Genomic DNA, 15,599 nt, shown 5'->3' on the forward strand with positions numbered 1-15,599 from the left:
TCCTCGGGACTTGGAACACGAAAAGGCGGCCCTACAAATTATACTGCAGTGCAGCATGTGGGGCGTATCGGATGAGATTATCGAGCAGGGCGTTCTATGTCGCGGCGGAAATGTTGAGGACATGGGGACCGCGCGAGATAGCCGTGAAGGCCTGGACACGGATATCGCCGCTGCAGCAGGAGGCTGAGCAAAGCCGCAGCGAGTGGCGCCTGTGGCTCCTGTTCTGGGCGGTGTTCCTGATCGGCTGCACCATGGCGGTCACAGTCGCCTCCTCTGCGGACCGAAGCTGCGATCTGGAAAGTCTCAAGCGTTATCCCATGGCTTATGCGCTTTCCACTCGTTCGATCCGGATCGAGTCTCCTAACCTGTTTTTTCGGGCGCCGGATGAGAGGTTGAATTACGAAGCCATGCTGGAAGCCGAAGGCGCAGCCAGGCTCAGGGCGGCGCTGTTGCGCGGCCTCGAAACATTTCCACCGGCCGAGCGGCCGATCCTCATGCTCGCCGCTGCAGACAGCTGGACCAATGCTCCAGACGGTCTTTTGACCTTCTTCGTGCTGCAGGACGGCGTCTTCGTCGATGATCTGCTTGCCATTCTGGATGCCGAGGGGCTGGCGATGCATGCGGCGCTGTTTCGTGAAGGCAAGGCACTGTTCGGGCCCAACTATGGCACTGCGAAAGAGCGTTACCAACGGTGGATCAAGGGTGACTTCCGGGATGAGGCATTTGAACGTGTGCTCAGAAACCTCTCCGATCGCTATCGAAAACTGCCGAGGCTGATGGACGAGGCCGTCAGCCGTGTCGAGGCCTCTTCGGAACTCACTGCAATCTACGAACCCCTGCGCGCAAGTGCTTCCGATGACGACAGACTGCGCTTTCTCGTGGACCGACTTATGTCCTGCATCCAACCCTATGACGATCTCGATGTGGTCATGGAGCGGTTGGCCGGGCTGCCACCGCTTTACGCGCAGATCACGGTCGTAAGCGTTTTCGAATATGAAATGCTGAACGGTTCGGTCCATCAGGCTTTTTTCAATTCTTCCGGCAACCTGATGCCGGATGTTCTGGAAGCGCTGAAAGCCTGGAAACTGACAGAACAGGCGCAGGCCATACAAAAAGGTATCGACATGTTCCCGTCGCCCTATCCGCGCGACCTCAATCAGCGACGGAATTTCATGGCGGGCAAGGGCGATGATTTCGACAATGCCCTCTACGATCTCACGGGACCTGTCGATGACGGCGCCATGCATGAGGCGATGATACGACTTGCGGACCAGGCCGGCATCCTGCCCAAGTGAGGCCGAAGCGCCCTATTCGGTCGCCGTGCCCTGATGGAAGACCATGCGCCATTTGCCGTCGACCTCGAGCCGCCAGATCGAGCTGCGGTTGGTGAACTGCCTGTTGCCGTCCGCGTTGAGCCGCGTGCCGCGATAGGTGGCAAGCGCTACGGTCTCGCTCAGCATTGAAACGGTGAAATTGGAGATCGAGCTGTTGGCCGGCCCATCCTCCACCACCAGACGCGTCATGATGTCGTTGAACGTATAGGCAAGGCCGGAACGCCCAAATTCCCGGAAGTCGGGCGCCAGGAGGTCGCGCAGCCTCGTCTCGGAGCTACGGACCTCGCGCGTCTGCAGCGCCGCTTCGAGCGAGAGCAGGTGGTCGGCAAGGGACTGCGACGCGGTCATCCGTCTCTACCCCGCGGTTCTGCGCGCGACCGTATCGGTGCAAACGCCTTCTGACTGTTGTTCGCGGTCCATGAGTTCGGCGGGGATGAGGCCGCGGAGCGAATTGCCGACGAACAGTCGGCGATCCCCGAGGTCTTCGAGGCGAAGTATCTGACTGCGTGCCTTTCCCTCACGAATCAGCTCGGCCCGCAATACGCCAGGCAGCAGCCCGCTCATCAGCGGCGGCGTAAGCAGCCGGCCGTCCGCCTCCTCGACGAAAACGTTGGTGATCGTGCCTTCGCAGATTTCGCCGCGCTCGTTGAGAAGGATTACCTCGTCCGCGTCGTCAGGCGAAAATTCGGCGCGGGCCGCTTCGTAGGGTTCCCGCCGGGAGGTCTTGTGGCGGAACAGGGGATCGTCCGATGGAAGTTTTGTGGCCGCAACCCGGACACGCCACACTGTCTCGGCCGGAGCCGGGATGAAAGGCGTCACCGTGATCTCGATCTTGCCGCGGTAGGTCATGACGAGACGGACGCGCATGGCGTCGCCGCCGCCGATTGCCGCTTCGAGCTGCTTCAGCGTATCCGGTGGCGGCGGGCGGAATCCGAGGGCATCGGCCGAGCGCTTGAGCCGGCGCAGGTGCTGCTCCACGCGCAGGAAACCCGAACCCGGTTCCCAGCGCATCGTTTCGATCAGCGAGAAATCCATTGATCGCCTACCGCAAAACGTGCCTTCAGAAGACACTCATCATACTCGGCTTCGGCCTCGGAGTCGAAGACGATGCCGCCTCCGACATTGAAGACCGCCTTTCCGTCATTGAAAAGCGTGATCGTCCGGATTGCCACCGAAAAACGCATAGGCCCGGCCGGATCGCAATAACCGATCGCGCCGCAATAGACATCGCGGGGGCCGACCTCCAGCCGTGCGAGGATCTGCATGGCCCACATCTTCGGCGCTCCCGTGATCGAACCGCAGGGAAACAAGGCGGCAAGGATCTGCGGGAAACCGACCTCGGGCAGGAGTTTTGCCCGCACATGGCTCACCATCTGGTGGACGGTCGGGTAGGTCTCGATCGCGAAGAGTTTTGGGACGGACAGCGTGCCGACCTCGCTGATGACAGAGATGTCGTTGCGCAAGAGGTCGACGATCATGCGGTTTTCCGCCTGGGTCTTTTCGTCCGCAAGCATCGCCGCGACGATGGCTGCATCTTCTTCGGCGGTTTTACCGCGCGGGGCCGTTCCTTTCATCGGATGGGTTTCGATGAACCGCTCGGCATCGACGGAAAAGAAAAGTTCCGGCGATCGCGACAGAATGACCGGACCACCAAGGTCGACGAGGGCGCCGTAACGGACCGGCTGGCGCGAGACGAGGGACCAGAAGGCCTGGCGCGGATCGCCCTGCCACCGGGCAGTGATCGGCATCGTCAGATTCGCCTGGTAGCAGTCGCCGCGGCGCAGGTGTTCGTGCAGTCGGTCGAAACGCTCCCGATAGGTCTCTAAATCCCAGGCAGCCGTCGGGCTTTCGAGAAACGGCGGCGCTGGGGTGGACTGGGCATCGGGAGGCAAGGCCAGCGGATGTTCGTTTCCCGCCGGTTTCTCGAATATGCCCATCGCGATCAGCGGCGTATCCCGCTCGGGCACGATCAGGTGTTTGAGCTTTTCCTCGAAGATGTGGCCGGCTTCGTAGGAAATGTAACCCGCCAGCCAGCGGCCGGCGCGGCGCGCTTCTTCCAGCCGCAGCAGCGCAGGCAGCACCTCGTCTGCAGTGTGGGCAAAGACGACCTCCTCAGGCCGGTCGAAGACGAGGCTCCGGCCGGCAGGGTCATCGCGAAAGAGCGCGTAGGGCGCCTTCTGCTCCATCGGAATGGCTCAGGCGCCCTTGTCCAGGGCCTCAAGCTCGTCGATCAGGCTTTCGATCATCGACAGGCCCTTCGACCAGAAGGACGGATCGGTGGCATCGAGGCCGAACGGCTTCAGGAGTTCCGAATGGTGCTTGGTGCCGCCAGCCTTCAGGAGTTCGAAATACTTCTGCTGGAAGCCCGGCGCGGCGTTCTGGTAGACCGCGTAGAGCGAGTTTACCAGGCAGTCGCCGAAGGCATAGGCATAGACGTAGAAGGGCGAGTGGATGAAGTGGGGGATGTAGGTCCACCAGCTTTCATAACCCTCCGAGATCTTTATCGCAGGGCCGAGGCTTTCGCCCTGGACCGACAGCCACAATTCACCGATCTGTTCGGCCGTCAGTTCGCCTTCCTTGCGAGCTGCGTGAACCTTGCGCTCGAACTGATAGAAGGCGATCTGGCGCACGACCGTGTTGATCATGTCCTCGACTTTCTGGGCGAGCATCGCCTTGCGTTCCCGCTTGTCCTTCGTCTTTTCGAGGAGCGCCCGGAAAGTCAGCATTTCGCCGAAGACCGAGGCGGTTTCGGCGAGCGTCAGCGGGGTCTGGCACATCAAGGCGCCCTGATCGCCGGCGAGCACCTGATGCACGCCGTGGCCGAGTTCGTGGGCGAGCGTCATCACGTCGCGCGGCTTGCCCATGTAGTTGACGAGCACATAAGGATGGGCAGACGGCACCACCGGATGCGCGAAAGCGCCCGGCGCCTTGCCCGGACGGACCGGGGCGTCGATCCATTCCTCCTCGAAGAAGCGCCCCGCGATCTCGGCCATTTCCGGCGCAAAGCCGCGATAGGCGGAAAGCACCGTTTCCTTCGCATCCGTCCAGGGAATGAGCGCTGTCGGGGTTTCCGGCAGCGGCGCATTGCGGTCCCAGAAGTTCAGCTGCTCCATGCCGAGCCACTTTGCCTTCATCGCATAGTAGCGGTGCGACAGGCGCGGATAGGCGTCCTTTACCGCATCGGCCAGCGCATCCACCACTTCCCGCTCGACGCGATTGGCGAGATGGCGGCTGTCGGCGATATCCTCGAAGCCCCGCCAGCGGTCGGAAATCTCCTTGTCCTTGGCGAGCGTGTTGGTGATCAGCGTGAAGACGCGGAGATTTTCGCCGAAGGTCTTGGACAGTGCCGCGGCAGCCTTGGCGCGCACCTCCGGCTCAGGCTCCTGCAGCATGTTGAGGGTCACTTCGAGCGGCAGCTTTTCGCCGTCCACCTCGAAGCGCAGCTCCGCCATGGTTTCGTCGAACAGCCGGTTGAAGGCGGCAGCGCTCGTCATCGATTTTTCGAGGAAGAGCTGTTCCAGCTTGTCCTCGAGCTGGAAAGGCTTGTCCTTCCGGAGATCGACGATCCACGGCCGGTAATGGCCGGCGGCCGGATCGCGATCCATGCAGGCATCCATGACGGCGTCTTCGATGCGGTTCAGCTCGAGCGCGAAGAAAAGCAGATGCGACGAAAGGTCGGTCAGCTTCGCCTGCGCGTCTCCATAGAACTTGCCGTTGGCGGGATCCGTCGTGTCGGAAAAATAGGTGAGGCCGGCAAAGGAGCCGAGCTTGCCGAGGAGGTCGTCCAGCGCCTCGTATTCCTTCAGTGCCTCGCCGATACCGCCGGCGCCGGTCTTCGTCGCGGCTTCGGTAAGCTTGCCCTTCCACTTCTCCTCGAAGGCGAGCGAAAGCTTTTCCGCCTTTTCCATGTCTGCCGCATAAGTCGGCGCATCCTTTGCAGGATAGAGATCCGACAGCTTCCAGGCCGGCAGCAATCCGAGCGCCGGGTCGGATGCGGCGCTGCCTGCGGCTGTCGCGGCAGGAATTTCACGGAACGCGGTTTCGGGTCGTCTCATCGCCTTGTCCTTCTGATTTTACGGTCCGGTTTCTGCGGAGTTGTTTTCATCGCCCTCAGTTAAAATGCAAGCTTTTCTCAAAAGGGGATGTTCAAGCCTTTCTGACACAACCGGCTACATAAGAGCCCGAAAGGGGGCACGATGAACGTAGCCGGGAGCCGAGCATGATTGCGCAAATCCTCGTTGTCGATGATGATCCGATTCAACGTCGCCTGTTGAAGAACGCCGTGGAGCGATATGGCCATTCCGCACATCTCGCCGAAAACGGTCTCGTCGCACTTGAGTTCCTGAAGCGGACCGCGGTCGACGTCAACGTCATCGTGCTGGACCTGATGATGCCGGAGATGGACGGTCTGACCTTCCTCTCGGCGATCCGCGAACTCGGTATCGAGACGCCGGTGATCGTCCAGACCGGGCAGGGCAGCATCGATTCGGTCGTCCAGGCGATGCGCGCCGGCGCTTTCGATTTCGTCGTCAAACCGGTTTCGCCGGAGCGGATCGCAGCCTCCGTCGCCAATGCGCTGAAGCTCGACCAAAAGGAATCCAGAGCCCGTGCCGGACGGCGCCAACGCCCCGGGGCCGTCGGTTTCGGGGATATCGTTTCGGCAAGCCCCGATATGCTGCGGGTCATCGATCTCGCCCAGCGTGCGGCTCATTCGAACATTCCGGTGGTTCTGGAAGGCGAATCGGGCGTCGGCAAGGAAATGATCGCTCGCGCCATCCAGTCGAACGGCGACCGCGCCGGCAAACCGTTCATCACGGTCAATTGCGGTGCCATTCCGCACAATCTGGTGGAAAGCATTCTTTTCGGCCACGAGAAGGGCGCCTTTACCGGCGCTTCGGAGAAACACACCGGAAAGTTCGTCGAGGCGGATGGCGGCACGCTTTTCCTGGACGAGATCGGCGATCTGCCGCTCGACGTTCAGGTGAAGCTCCTGCGCGCCGTTCAACAAGGCGAAATTGAGACCGTCGGTGCGGCCAAGGTGCAGAAGGTCAATGTTCGCCTTATTTCTGCAACCAACAAGGACCTGATCGAGGAAGTGCGCGCGGGGCGCTTCCGCGAGGACCTCTACTATCGCCTCAACGTCTTCCCGATCACGATCCCGGCTCTGCGTCGCCGCAAGGAAGACATTCCCCATCTCGCCCGCGTCTTTGCCGAGCGCTTCTCCACCGAACAGAAGCTGCCGAAGACGCTGACGGTCGGTCCGAGCGCACTCGCGCTGCTGACCGCCTACGACTGGCCGGGCAATATTCGCCAGCTCGAGAATGCCGTCTTCCGGGCCGTGGTGCTTGCGGAAGGCGATGAACTGACCGACGCGGATTTTCCGCAGATCGCCGCGCAGGTGCCGGAATTCCATTCCGCTGAACTCGTCGCAACCGCTGTCGCTCCGCCGCCGTCCTTCGTGGCCGACCGCGCTGTGCGCGAGGCGCTCGCCGAATCGCCGGTCTTCGCCAACAGCGAAAGAGCGCGGATCGGAAAGCCGGATCCGAAGGCCATGCTGGCCGCTGCCTATCCGACGGCGGACAATATCATCATCAGCACCGACGAGGCCGGCGAGGTGCGGAAGCTTGCCGATGTGGAAGAAGAGCTCATCCGTTTTGCGCTCAAATTCTATCGCGGCCAGATGAGCCAGGTCGCCCGCAAACTGGGCATCGGGAGGTCCACCCTTTACCGGAAACTCAAGGATTACGGCATTGATCCCGACGATCCGTTGAGAGAAGCAGCGTAGTAATAGTGCATTAGAAATGGTTAACCTTCGCGCAAGGAAGTCCTGTCACCCTCTGTCAATCTCCTATTAGTCAATTGTTGACTATACGGAATAAGGTTGTACATGTGTGGCACATTTGCCATCGTGTCACCGCAATTGACAGTCATTTGAGGCAACGTGGGACGTTGTCGACAGGACGGGGATCGTTTTGCCGGATCAGTATGCAAAAGAAACGCCTTCGGGTGAGAAGGCGCCGGGCGGCAAAGCCGGGCTTATGGGAGCTTTCACCAAGCGCGTTGTGGCCGCGGCTCTGCTGCTTTTGACGGCGTTGCCTATTCTTTCCGGCTCCGCCACTCAGGCTGCCGCCGAAGATCGCACCCTGAAGCTCTATTTCGTGCATACCGGCGAAAAGGCAGTCATCACCTTCAAGCGGAATGGCAGATACGATCAGCGCGGCCTGCAGCAGATCAACCAGCTCCTGCGCGACTGGCGCAAGAATCAGCCGACCAAGATGGACCCGCGGCTTTTCGATCTCGTCTGGGAAGTCTATCGCCGTTCCGGCGCTTCCGATTACGTCCACGTGGTCTCGGCTTTTCGTTCGCCTGAAACCAACGGCATGCTGCGTTCGCGTTCCCGCACCACGGGTGTTGCCAAGAACAGCCAGCACATGCTCGGCAAGGCGATGGATTTCTACATTCCCGGCGTGAAGCTTTCGACGCTGCGCGCGCTTGCCATGCAGATGCAGGTCGGCGGCGTCGGCTACTATCCGAAGTCCGGTTCGCCTTTCGTGCATCTCGATGTCGGCGGCGTTCGCGCCTGGCCGCGCATGTCGCGCCAGGAGCTCGTGCAGATTTTCCCGAAGGGCAACACCGTTCATCTTCCTGCCGACGGTAAGCCGCTCCCGGGCTATGAACAGGCGCTTGCCGACTACAAGAAACGCGTCAGCTCCAGCTCGATCCAGATCGCCAGCACGGCCGGCGGCGGCATTCGCGGCGAAGAGTCCGGCCGCAAGCGGCAGCCGAACCTGCTGGCCTTCCTGTTCGGCGGCGGTGGCGCCGACGAGGAAGAGGACAACGAGGAAAGCAGCACGCCGGCGCCCGCCACGGCGCAACGTCCGGCACCGGCCGCAAAGCCTGCACCGGAAGAGGAGCCAGCGGCTCCCGTGATGGTCGCTTCTGCTGCGCCCCAGCCGCCTCAGGACAATATCGCAGCGCCCGTTCCGCTTTCGCGTCCGGCCTTCCGCTCGGATGCGGCTCCTGGCGGATTTGCGACCGCGCTCTACTCGCCGGCACGCAACCCGGCGCAGGAAGCGCTTGCCATGCAGGCCTCCGCTCAGGCCAATGCGCCGCAGCAGACCGGCGAGAATTTTGCGGATCTTTCCGCCTATAACATTCCGGTTCCGACACTGCTCGGCCCGCGTGGCCTGAAGGGCGACGCCGACAACGGTGTGATGACCGCGTCGGTCGGTCCGATGCAGACGCCACAGGAGATGGCCGCCATCCCGCTGCCGGCTGATCGCCCTGCTGCCGCGACGGCTCCGGCTTCACCGGCCAATTCCAGCGAGCAGGAACTCACGCCTGAGCTCGTGGCCGCCCTCTCGCAGAGCGTCGAGCCTGCGCGTCAGGCAATGCCGTCAGCGCCGGCGGCTGCCGTTCCGGTTCCGTCGCAGCCCAAAGCCACGGCTCTGCCCGCACCTCAGGCCGCCCCGGCCCAGAAGCCGGTTCAGACGGCTGCGGTTTCGCCCAAGGTCATCCAGTCTTCGTCCACCAAGAAGGGCATGCAGTTCGGCGACGGGTTCGACGGGCCGAAGACCCCGGTCGCTGCTTCTGTCGGCGCCCTGCCGGCGCCGACCAAGGGTGGCCGCACGGCCCAGCCTGCCTCCCAGGCAACTGCTCCGGCAGCGAACAAGGGCCTGACCGGTGATATGGTTGCGAAATGGGCTCTCAATAACAATCGCGCCGAAGAGGTCGCCTCGATGAAGGCGCCGCGCGTCACCAATCGGACGCTGAATGCCGACTATTCGGCAGCCTATTCCGGCGGCGGCTTCAAGCCGGTTGCCGCAACGGTGGCGATCGATCCGAACCGCTTCAGCGGCCCGGCGAACTGATCGCTCAAAAATTCGCTTCAATGAAAACCCGCCGGAATGGCGGGTTTTTTATTGGTAGCCGCGGCTGCATGACACCCCTTCCGGGCTCTTCTACTGTTGGCGAAGTTGGGCCTGGCGATTGAACTCGATCGCGATAATCACAAGGGCGGCTCCGGCAATCTGGATGGCGCTCAATGTCTGATGCAGGAATGTCCAGCCGAGCAGCATCGCCACCATGGGGCTCAAGAGGGTGAGTGAAGAGACCACGGCGGAATCCAAACGGGCGATGCCGCGGAACCAGAGCATGTATGTCAGTGCCGCTCCGATGAGACTAAGCCAGGCGAAGCCGAGGAGGTTCATCGTCGTGACCGGCGGCAGGGCGGGCTCCAGGTAGAGCGCGGCGGGCAGGAGGAGAATGCCGCCCACCGTCAGTTGCCACGCGGTGAAAGCGAGCGGCGAGACCGGCGGCTGCCAGCGGCGGCTGAGGACCGTGCCGAGGGCCATGCAGGCAGCACCTGCGAGGCCTGCGGCTATGCCGAGGGGATCAAGCGCCGCCTTCGGTGTCATAACCAGCAGCGCCACGCCTGAAAGGCCGGCGAGAGCGGCAAGGATCGACAGGAAACGGATCGGATTTCCGAGCAGCAGGCGGGCGAGAAGGACGACCATCAGCGGCTGCACGGCTCCAATGGTCGCGGCTATGCCGCCGGGGAGCCTGTAGGCGGAGACGAAAAGCAGGGACAGGAAGAGCGAGATGTTCAGTGCGCCGAGAATGGACACGCGCAGCCACCAGATGCCCCATGGCAGCCTCCGGACGAACAGCAGCAGGAGCAGCCCGGCCGGCAGTGCGCGGAGAACGGCGACCGTCAGCGGATAACCTGGCGGCAGGAACTGCGTGGTGACGATATATGTGCTGCCCCAGATTGCCGGTGCGAGCGCGGTGATAAGGAGATCGGAACTGGAGGCTTTCATAGGATATCCAGGACCTCCGAAACCGGGCGGCGCGGCTTTTGCGGCCAGTTGCCATCCGCTGCCCGGCCGATCGCGACCAGCATTACGGGGATCTCGTCGGCGGGGAGGCCAAAATCCTGTCTCAGGGCTGCCGCGTCGAAGCCGACCATCGCGCTGGACGAAAGCCCCTGCGCCTCGGCGGCATGGATGAGCGTCGCTGCCGCAAAAGTCGCCGAGCGGACAGCCTCGTCCCGTGCGGTCTGCGCATCGGCATATTGAGCCCGCGCTCCCTCCTGCCAGGACTGCGCCATGGCCGGGGGCATGAAGCCCGCCTCGACCGAAGGCCTCAACCGGTCCGGCAGGGTTTCGGCATCCGGCAGCCTGCCGCACAGGATGAAGGTGACGGCGGCGTCGCTGACCTTCTTTTGACCATGGGCGATCACGCGGAGCCTGGCTTTGGCCTCCGGCGACTGGACGGCGATAAAGCGCCAGTTCTGCAGATTGTAGGCGGTGGGCGCCCGGGTCGCCACGCGGACCAGCGCCTCGATATCGGCCATGGGCAATTCATGAACGGGGTCAAAGAGGTTTGCGGATATGCGCTTCTCGAGCAGTGTGATGATGGAGTTGATCATGGTTTTTGCCTTCTTCGTCGTGGCTCCGCCGCCTGCCGAACTTTTCGACAGGGGAAGCGGCTCGGCCGATCGCATGTAGATACGCTGTTCGCCTACTGCAGATAATCGGCTAAGGTGGCAGGACATTATTCACTGAACGGAAAGAAAGAGATGGACCGGTTTACCGCGCTCAACGTGTTCAGGCATGTGGCGGAACTGAAGAGTTTTGCCGAAGCCGGCCGCCGGATGGGCCTGTCGCCCCCGGCGGTCAGCAAGAATATCGGCGAGCTGGAGGCGCATCTGGGCGTCCGGCTCATCAACCGCACGACGCGCCGCGTGGCCCTCACCGAGGCCGGCGGCCTCTATCTCGACCACGTCATTCGCGTTCTAGACGGGCTGGAGGAGGCCGAGCGCGCGCTTGGGCCGCTGCAGGATGCGCCGAGCGGCGTGCTCAGGGTCGCCGCTCCCATGACCGTGACGCTGACCAGGCTTTCGGCGGCGCTTCCCGATTTTCTCTCACAATATCCCGACCTGTCGCTCGATCTGCATCTCGATGACCGGCGGGTGGATATCGTCCGGGACGGTTATGACATCGCCATTCGCGGAAGCGATCATCTGGAGGACAGCAGCCTGATTGCACGGAAGCTCGCGTCCATGCCGCATGTTCTTTGCGCCGCGCCGGCCTATTTCGAAACACAGGGACGCCCTGAGACGCCGGAGGATCTGGGGCGGCACAACTGCATCCAGTTCAGCCTGTCCGGTCATCCCGGCATATGGGAGTTTCGCAAGGGCGACCGTCAGATGCGGATCTCCGTCGACGGCCGCTACAAGGTGACATCGAGCCTTGCGGTGCGCGATGCGTTGCGTGCAGGTTTCGGCCTGAGCCTCATTCCCCGTCCCTATGTTGAGGAAGATCTGGAAAAGGGGGTCCTGCAGACCGCACTCGACGAATGGGCGACGGTGGAGACGCACCTTTACGCGATCTATCCATCCCGGCGGTTCGTCGCCCCCAAGCTCAGGGTGTTCCTCGATTTCCTGATCGAGGAGTTCAATCGGGGATACCGGCCTGCTGATTGAGGTCGGGCAAGCGAAAACAAAAAACCCGCCGTTGCGGCGGGTCTTTGGTTTTTTCTCGGATCGGGGAGCTTCAGGCGGCGTCCTGGTCCGGAGCGGATTCGATCATCCCCAGCGCCTGCAGATAGGTATCGAGGATCAAGTCCTCTTCCATGCGCTCCTGATCGTCCTTCTTGCGCAGCGCAATGACCTTCTTCAGGATCTTGGTGTCGAAGCCCATGGACTTGGCCTCGCCATAGACGTCCTTGATATCGTCGGCGATCGTCTTCTTTTCTTCTTCCAGTCTTTCGATGCGCTCGACAAATGCGCGGAGTTGGTCGCGGGCGACGCCATGAGCATCAGACATCGGGGTCTCCTGATGAAATTTGAATGAGTGGTCGTCAACTGCCGAAAAGCCGCCGGAAGGTCAAGACAAATCGCCCCGTCGATCAACCGTGAGCGGGCTTGTTTACTTCGAATGCGGCTTTTTGAGCGCCGTCGGCTTCGGCCTGATGGAGATTTTTCCACTCCTCGTAAGGCATGCCGTAGACGATTTCGCGCGAAGCATCCTTGGAGATATCGACGCCAGCTTCCGTCGCAGCGTCACGGTACCAGTTGGACAGGCAGTTGCGGCAGAAGCCGGCAAGATTCATCAGGTCGATATTCTGCACGTCGGTCCGTTCACGCAGATGCTGCACCAGACGGCGGAAGGCGGCAGCCTCGAATTCCGTCTGCTGTTCCTTCGAAAGTTCGGTCATCGGAACATCTCCTGGGTTCTCTTCAAGCCGGATACGGACCCGTGCGTGACGGGAAGATCCTGTATTCGTGCAATGTGGGGTCGGCATTCAGCGTCTTGAAGACCGGCGCCAATCTTTCGGCCCAGGCGTTTACGCCCGGCTCATCGCCGATCAGGTCCTGCCGCACCTCAAGGAGCGCGTGCGGAGTGCCGGACGTCATGCAATGGCGATACATGGTGTCGCCCTTCAGCGCGCCGTCATAAGGCTCGTTGTCGCCGACGAGGATATCGCCCGGCTGCCGCAGAAGTTCGAGAAGAGGAAGGACGGCGCGGTGATCGCTGTCCCAAAGCACCGCCGCGTGCCAAGGTCTCGGCACACCTTTCCAGAAGGGTGTGAAGGAATGCAGCGACAGCACGAGCGGAGCGCGGCCGGAAGCTCCCGCCTTGGCGATCGTCCGTTCGACCGCGCGATGATAGGGGCGGTGATATGTATCGAGCCGGAGTGCCCATTCCTCTTCGGTGATCGGGTGGTTGCCGGGGATGATCGCGCCGTCGGAGATCTTCATGATCAAGGTGGGATCGTCCTCACCGCGGTTCGGATCGATGAGCAGGCGAGAAAAGCAGCCAAGCACGGCCGGGGCATTCAGCATGGCCGCGAGCCGACGGGTCAGCATCTCGATGCCGATATCGAAAGCGATATGGCGACCGAATGCGCTCTGCGGCAGTCCGAGGCTTCCGTAGCGGGCCGGCAGCCGGTTCATGGCATGATCGGCGAGCAACACCATGCCGGCGTCATAATCGCCTTCTATGATTTCGAAAGGAATGAAGTCCTGCATGTGGCGCGGGGAGTAATTGTCGTTTCGTAGATATCGGTGATGGCATGCGGAGACGCCGGGCGCAAGCGGCGTCAGGCCGGTTGAAAGGCGCTGCTTAGTGATGCGAAGGTTGGTTAATCGATTAGACGTTCGTTGACTTTCCGAGTCCGTCGCGCGAAGAAAGTGCTTCACGAATAACCATGGAGTCCTGACGGAAACCGTGTCGAAAAAATCCCCGAAAACTTATCTCCGCTCCCTCCTTTCCGCCCCGGCGCTGATTGCCATGGCGGCGGCCGGCGTGCCGCTGCTCGCGGCGGGTGCTGCACATGCGGATTTCCGCGTCTGCAACAGCACGCAGAACCTTGTCGGGGTGGCCATCGGCTACCGCGCGACGGACGGCTGGACCACCGAAGGCTGGTGGCAGGTTCCGGCCTCCACCTGCGCGACGCTGATCGAGGGGGAGTTGCAGTCCCGTTATTATTATCTCTATGCCGAGGATGCGGCCCGCGGCGGCCGCTGGACCGGCAATGTCAACATGTGCGTCGCGGAAAACGAGTTCAAGATCGTCGGCGTCAACGATTGTTTCGCCCGTGGCTTTCAGCGCATGGGCTTCAAGGAATACGACACGGGCCGTCAGGGGAGCTGGATGGTCCAGCTTTCGGACACGCCTGGCACACAAGAAGGCCAGAATTGATGAGGCGCTACCGCAAAGTTAAGATCCTTGCCACGCTCGGACCGTCTTCCTCGGAAGAGGAGATGATCCAGAAGCTGCACGAAGCGGGGGCCGATCTTTTCCGCATCAACATGAGCCATGCCAGCCACGACCTGATGCGGACGCTCATTCAGCGCATCCGTTCGGTCGAAGCGCGTTGCGGCCGGCCGATCGGCATTCTCTGCGACCTGCAGGGCCCGAAGCTCCGGGTGGGCAAGTTCGCGGCCGGCAAGGTGACGCTCAAGGTCGGCCAGACCTTCACGCTCGACAATCGCGAGGAGCCGGGTGACGAAAACCGTGTTTTCCTGCCGCATCCGGAAATCCTCGAAGCCGTGAAGCCCGGTCACCGTCTCCTGATCGACGACGGCAAGCTGGCTCTGAGGGCGGAAAAGGCGGACGGCAAGAGCATCGTCTGCACCGTGATCGCCGGCACAAGCATTTCCGACAAGAAGGGGGTCAGCCTGCCCGACACGCTGCTCGGCGTCGGCGCACTGACCGACAAGGACCGGGTCGATCTCGACGCAGCGCTTGCGACCGGTGAGGTCGACTGGGTGGCGCTCTCGTTCGTGCAACGTCCCGACGACCTTGCCGAAGTGCGCAAGATCGCCCGCGGCCGTGTCGGCGTCATGTCGAAGATCGAGAAGCCGCAGGCCATCGAGCGCATAGACGAGATCATCGAGCTCTCCGACGCCCTGATGGTCGCCCGCGGCGATCTCGGCGTGGAAATGCCGATCGAATCGGTGCCGGGCATCCAGAAGCAGCTGACCCGCGCTTGTCGGCGTGCCGGCAAGCCGGTCGTCGTGGCGACCCAGATGCTGGAATCAATGATTTCCTCGCCGGTGCCGACCCGCGCGGAGGTCTCGGACGTGTCGATCGCCGTGTTCGAAGGCGCCGATGCGGTCATGCTGTCTGCTGAATCGGCGTCGGGCCAGTATCCGGTGGAAGCCGTCTCCATGATGGCATCGATCGCCACGACCGTCGAACAGGACCCGCTTTATCCGAGCATCATCTATTCGCAGCGCGCCACACCGGAGGCGACCGGCGCCGACGCCATATCGCTGGCGGCCCGCCAGATCGCAGAAACCTTGCGTCTTTCGGCGATCGTCACTTACACGTCATCGGGAACGACAGGCCTGCGCGCCTCGCGCGAGCGGCCGCAGGTGCCGATCATCGCACTGTCTCCGATCATCCAGACGGCACGCCGGCTTTCCATCTGCTGGGGCACGCATTGCGTCGTCACCCACGACGCGACCGATCTCGACGACATGGTCAATCGCGCCTGCCGCATCGTTGTGTCGGAAGGCTTCGGCAAGCCGGGCGACCGGGTCATCATTTCGGCTGGTGTTCCGCTCGGCACGCCCGGCGCGACCAACATGCTGCGGATCGCCTATATCGGCTCGGACGGCCAGACCGGTATCTGAGGCCGCAGCTCCCGGACGAATGAAGGCCGCCGGAGCGATCCGGCGCCCGACTGAGATGGTGAATCAAAGCAGATATTGAGGCCGAGCCGCTTGCAAATCAGACGTTGCAAGCGGCTTTC

General features: G+C 62.2%; 14 protein-coding genes and 2 pseudogenes. 7 read left to right on the top strand and 9 right to left on the bottom strand.

Annotation, left to right across the window (positions count from 1 at the left end; all coding sequences use genetic code 11):
* Positions 1-71: 71 nt before the first annotated feature.
* The gene (locus C5L13_RS10475) at positions 72-1,295 is read left to right on the top strand and encodes a DMP19 family protein (protein WP_105383246.1); all 1,224 of its coding nucleotides are present in this window, start codon (positions 72-74) and stop codon (positions 1,293-1,295) included.
* Between the two features lie 12 nt (positions 1,296-1,307).
* On the opposite strand, the gene C5L13_RS10480 is transcribed toward C5L13_RS10475, so the two are convergent.
* Genes C5L13_RS10480 through C5L13_RS10495 form a run of 4 tightly spaced genes read right to left on the bottom strand, consistent with a single transcriptional unit; the run spans position 1,308 to position 5,389 of the window.
* Positions 1,308-1,682, bottom strand: coding sequence for a nuclear transport factor 2 family protein (locus tag C5L13_RS10480; RefSeq protein WP_105383247.1), 375 nt, complete (start codon positions 1,680-1,682; stop codon positions 1,308-1,310).
* A gap of 6 nt (positions 1,683-1,688) precedes the next feature.
* On the bottom strand, positions 1,689-2,369 hold the full coding sequence (locus C5L13_RS10485; RefSeq protein WP_105383248.1) for an aminotransferase class IV family protein: 681 nt from the start codon (positions 2,367-2,369) through the stop codon (positions 1,689-1,691).
* Positions 2,354-3,520: an aminodeoxychorismate synthase component I gene (locus tag C5L13_RS10490; RefSeq protein ID WP_105383249.1), complete on the bottom strand. Its 1,167-nt coding sequence runs from the start codon at positions 3,518-3,520 to the stop codon at positions 2,354-2,356. Before C5L13_RS10490 ends, C5L13_RS10485 begins: the two co-directional genes overlap by 16 nt.
* A 9-nt stretch (positions 3,521-3,529) precedes the next feature.
* Positions 3,530-5,389 (bottom strand): M3 family oligoendopeptidase, encoded by a 1,860-nt coding sequence (locus C5L13_RS10495; protein ID WP_105383250.1) that lies wholly within the window; start codon positions 5,387-5,389, stop codon positions 3,530-3,532.
* 164 nt (positions 5,390-5,553) lie between these two features.
* Between C5L13_RS10495 and C5L13_RS10500 the strand changes: the two are divergent.
* The 3 genes and pseudogenes from C5L13_RS10500 to C5L13_RS10505 all read left to right on the top strand — a co-directional run.
* Positions 5,554-6,742: pseudogene (locus C5L13_RS10500) on the top strand (sigma-54-dependent transcriptional regulator); the annotation flags it as partial.
* 200 nt (positions 6,743-6,942) lie between these two features.
* Positions 6,943-7,119 (top strand): annotated as a pseudogene (locus tag C5L13_RS29600) (helix-turn-helix domain-containing protein); the annotation flags it as partial.
* Between the two features lie 253 nt (positions 7,120-7,372).
* Positions 7,373-9,205: a DUF882 domain-containing protein gene (locus tag C5L13_RS10505; protein WP_105383252.1), complete on the top strand. Its 1,833-nt coding sequence runs from the start codon at positions 7,373-7,375 to the stop codon at positions 9,203-9,205.
* A 90-nt stretch (positions 9,206-9,295) separates the two neighbouring features.
* On the opposite strand, the gene C5L13_RS10510 is transcribed toward C5L13_RS10505, so the two are convergent.
* On the bottom strand, positions 9,296-10,153 hold the full coding sequence (locus C5L13_RS10510; RefSeq protein WP_105383253.1) for an EamA family transporter: 858 nt from the start codon (positions 10,151-10,153) through the stop codon (positions 9,296-9,298).
* Positions 10,150-10,764 carry a nitroreductase family protein gene (locus C5L13_RS10515; RefSeq protein WP_105383254.1) on the bottom strand — a complete coding sequence of 205 codons (615 nt, stop codon included), beginning with the start codon at positions 10,762-10,764 and terminating at the stop codon, positions 10,150-10,152. The genes C5L13_RS10510 and C5L13_RS10515 overlap by 4 nt, the downstream gene beginning before the upstream one ends.
* Before the next feature lie 150 nt (positions 10,765-10,914).
* On the opposite strand from C5L13_RS10515, the gene C5L13_RS10520 reads away from it, so the two are divergent.
* The gene (locus C5L13_RS10520; protein WP_105383255.1) at positions 10,915-11,820 is read left to right on the top strand and encodes a LysR family transcriptional regulator; all 906 of its coding nucleotides are present in this window, start codon (positions 10,915-10,917) and stop codon (positions 11,818-11,820) included.
* Between the two features lie 70 nt (positions 11,821-11,890).
* On the opposite strand, the gene C5L13_RS10525 is transcribed toward C5L13_RS10520, so the two are convergent.
* The 3 genes from C5L13_RS10525 to C5L13_RS10535 form a co-directional block, all read right to left on the bottom strand.
* Entirely contained in the window at positions 11,891-12,163 is a 273-nt protein-coding gene (locus tag C5L13_RS10525) for a DUF2312 domain-containing protein (protein ID WP_105383256.1), read from the bottom strand.
* A gap of 82 nt (positions 12,164-12,245) precedes the next feature.
* On the bottom strand, positions 12,246-12,554 hold the full coding sequence (locus C5L13_RS10530) for a DUF1244 domain-containing protein (protein WP_105383257.1): 309 nt from the start codon (positions 12,552-12,554) through the stop codon (positions 12,246-12,248).
* Between the two features lie 22 nt (positions 12,555-12,576).
* Positions 12,577-13,368 carry an N-formylglutamate amidohydrolase gene (locus C5L13_RS10535; RefSeq protein WP_105383258.1) on the bottom strand — a complete coding sequence of 264 codons (792 nt, stop codon included), beginning with the start codon at positions 13,366-13,368 and terminating at the stop codon, positions 12,577-12,579.
* A 262-nt stretch (positions 13,369-13,630) separates the two neighbouring features.
* On the opposite strand from C5L13_RS10535, the gene C5L13_RS10540 reads away from it, so the two are divergent.
* Positions 13,631-14,041, top strand: coding sequence for a DUF1036 domain-containing protein (locus C5L13_RS10540; protein ID WP_105383554.1), 411 nt, complete (start codon positions 13,631-13,633; stop codon positions 14,039-14,041).
* Positions 14,041-15,480 carry a pyruvate kinase gene (gene pyk / locus C5L13_RS10545; protein ID WP_105383259.1) on the top strand — a complete coding sequence of 480 codons (1,440 nt, stop codon included), beginning with the start codon at positions 14,041-14,043 and terminating at the stop codon, positions 15,478-15,480. Before C5L13_RS10540 ends, pyk begins: the two co-directional genes overlap by 1 nt.
* The last annotated feature ends 119 nt before the right edge of the window (positions 15,481-15,599 follow it).

It is taken from the genome of Neorhizobium alkalisoli (assembly GCF_002968635.1).
Classification (GTDB): domain Bacteria; phylum Pseudomonadota; class Alphaproteobacteria; order Rhizobiales; family Rhizobiaceae; genus Neorhizobium; species Neorhizobium alkalisoli.

Coding starts and splice junctions, on each gene's coding strand:
- C5L13_RS10475 (WP_105383246.1), top strand. CDS start 72: ATGAGATTATCGAGCAGGGCGTTCTATGTCGCGGCGGAAATGTTGAGG.
- C5L13_RS10480 (WP_105383247.1), bottom strand. CDS start 1,682: ATGACCGCGTCGCAGTCCCTTGCCGACCACCTGCTCTCGCTCGAAGCG.
- C5L13_RS10485 (WP_105383248.1), bottom strand. CDS start 2,369: ATGGATTTCTCGCTGATCGAAACGATGCGCTGGGAACCGGGTTCGGGT.
- C5L13_RS10490 (WP_105383249.1), bottom strand. CDS start 3,520: ATGGAGCAGAAGGCGCCCTACGCGCTCTTTCGCGATGACCCTGCCGGC.
- C5L13_RS10495 (WP_105383250.1), bottom strand. CDS start 5,389: ATGAGACGACCCGAAACCGCGTTCCGTGAAATTCCTGCCGCGACAGCC.
- C5L13_RS10505 (WP_105383252.1), top strand. CDS start 7,373: ATGGGAGCTTTCACCAAGCGCGTTGTGGCCGCGGCTCTGCTGCTTTTG.
- C5L13_RS10510 (WP_105383253.1), bottom strand. CDS start 10,153: ATGAAAGCCTCCAGTTCCGATCTCCTTATCACCGCGCTCGCACCGGCA.
- C5L13_RS10515 (WP_105383254.1), bottom strand. CDS start 10,764: ATGATCAACTCCATCATCACACTGCTCGAGAAGCGCATATCCGCAAAC.
- C5L13_RS10520 (WP_105383255.1), top strand. CDS start 10,915: ATGGACCGGTTTACCGCGCTCAACGTGTTCAGGCATGTGGCGGAACTG.
- C5L13_RS10525 (WP_105383256.1), bottom strand. CDS start 12,163: ATGTCTGATGCTCATGGCGTCGCCCGCGACCAACTCCGCGCATTTGTC.
- C5L13_RS10530 (WP_105383257.1), bottom strand. CDS start 12,554: ATGACCGAACTTTCGAAGGAACAGCAGACGGAATTCGAGGCTGCCGCC.
- C5L13_RS10535 (WP_105383258.1), bottom strand. CDS start 13,368: ATGCAGGACTTCATTCCTTTCGAAATCATAGAAGGCGATTATGACGCC.
- C5L13_RS10540 (WP_105383554.1), top strand. CDS start 13,631: ATGGCGGCGGCCGGCGTGCCGCTGCTCGCGGCGGGTGCTGCACATGCG.
- pyk (WP_105383259.1), top strand. CDS start 14,041: ATGAGGCGCTACCGCAAAGTTAAGATCCTTGCCACGCTCGGACCGTCT.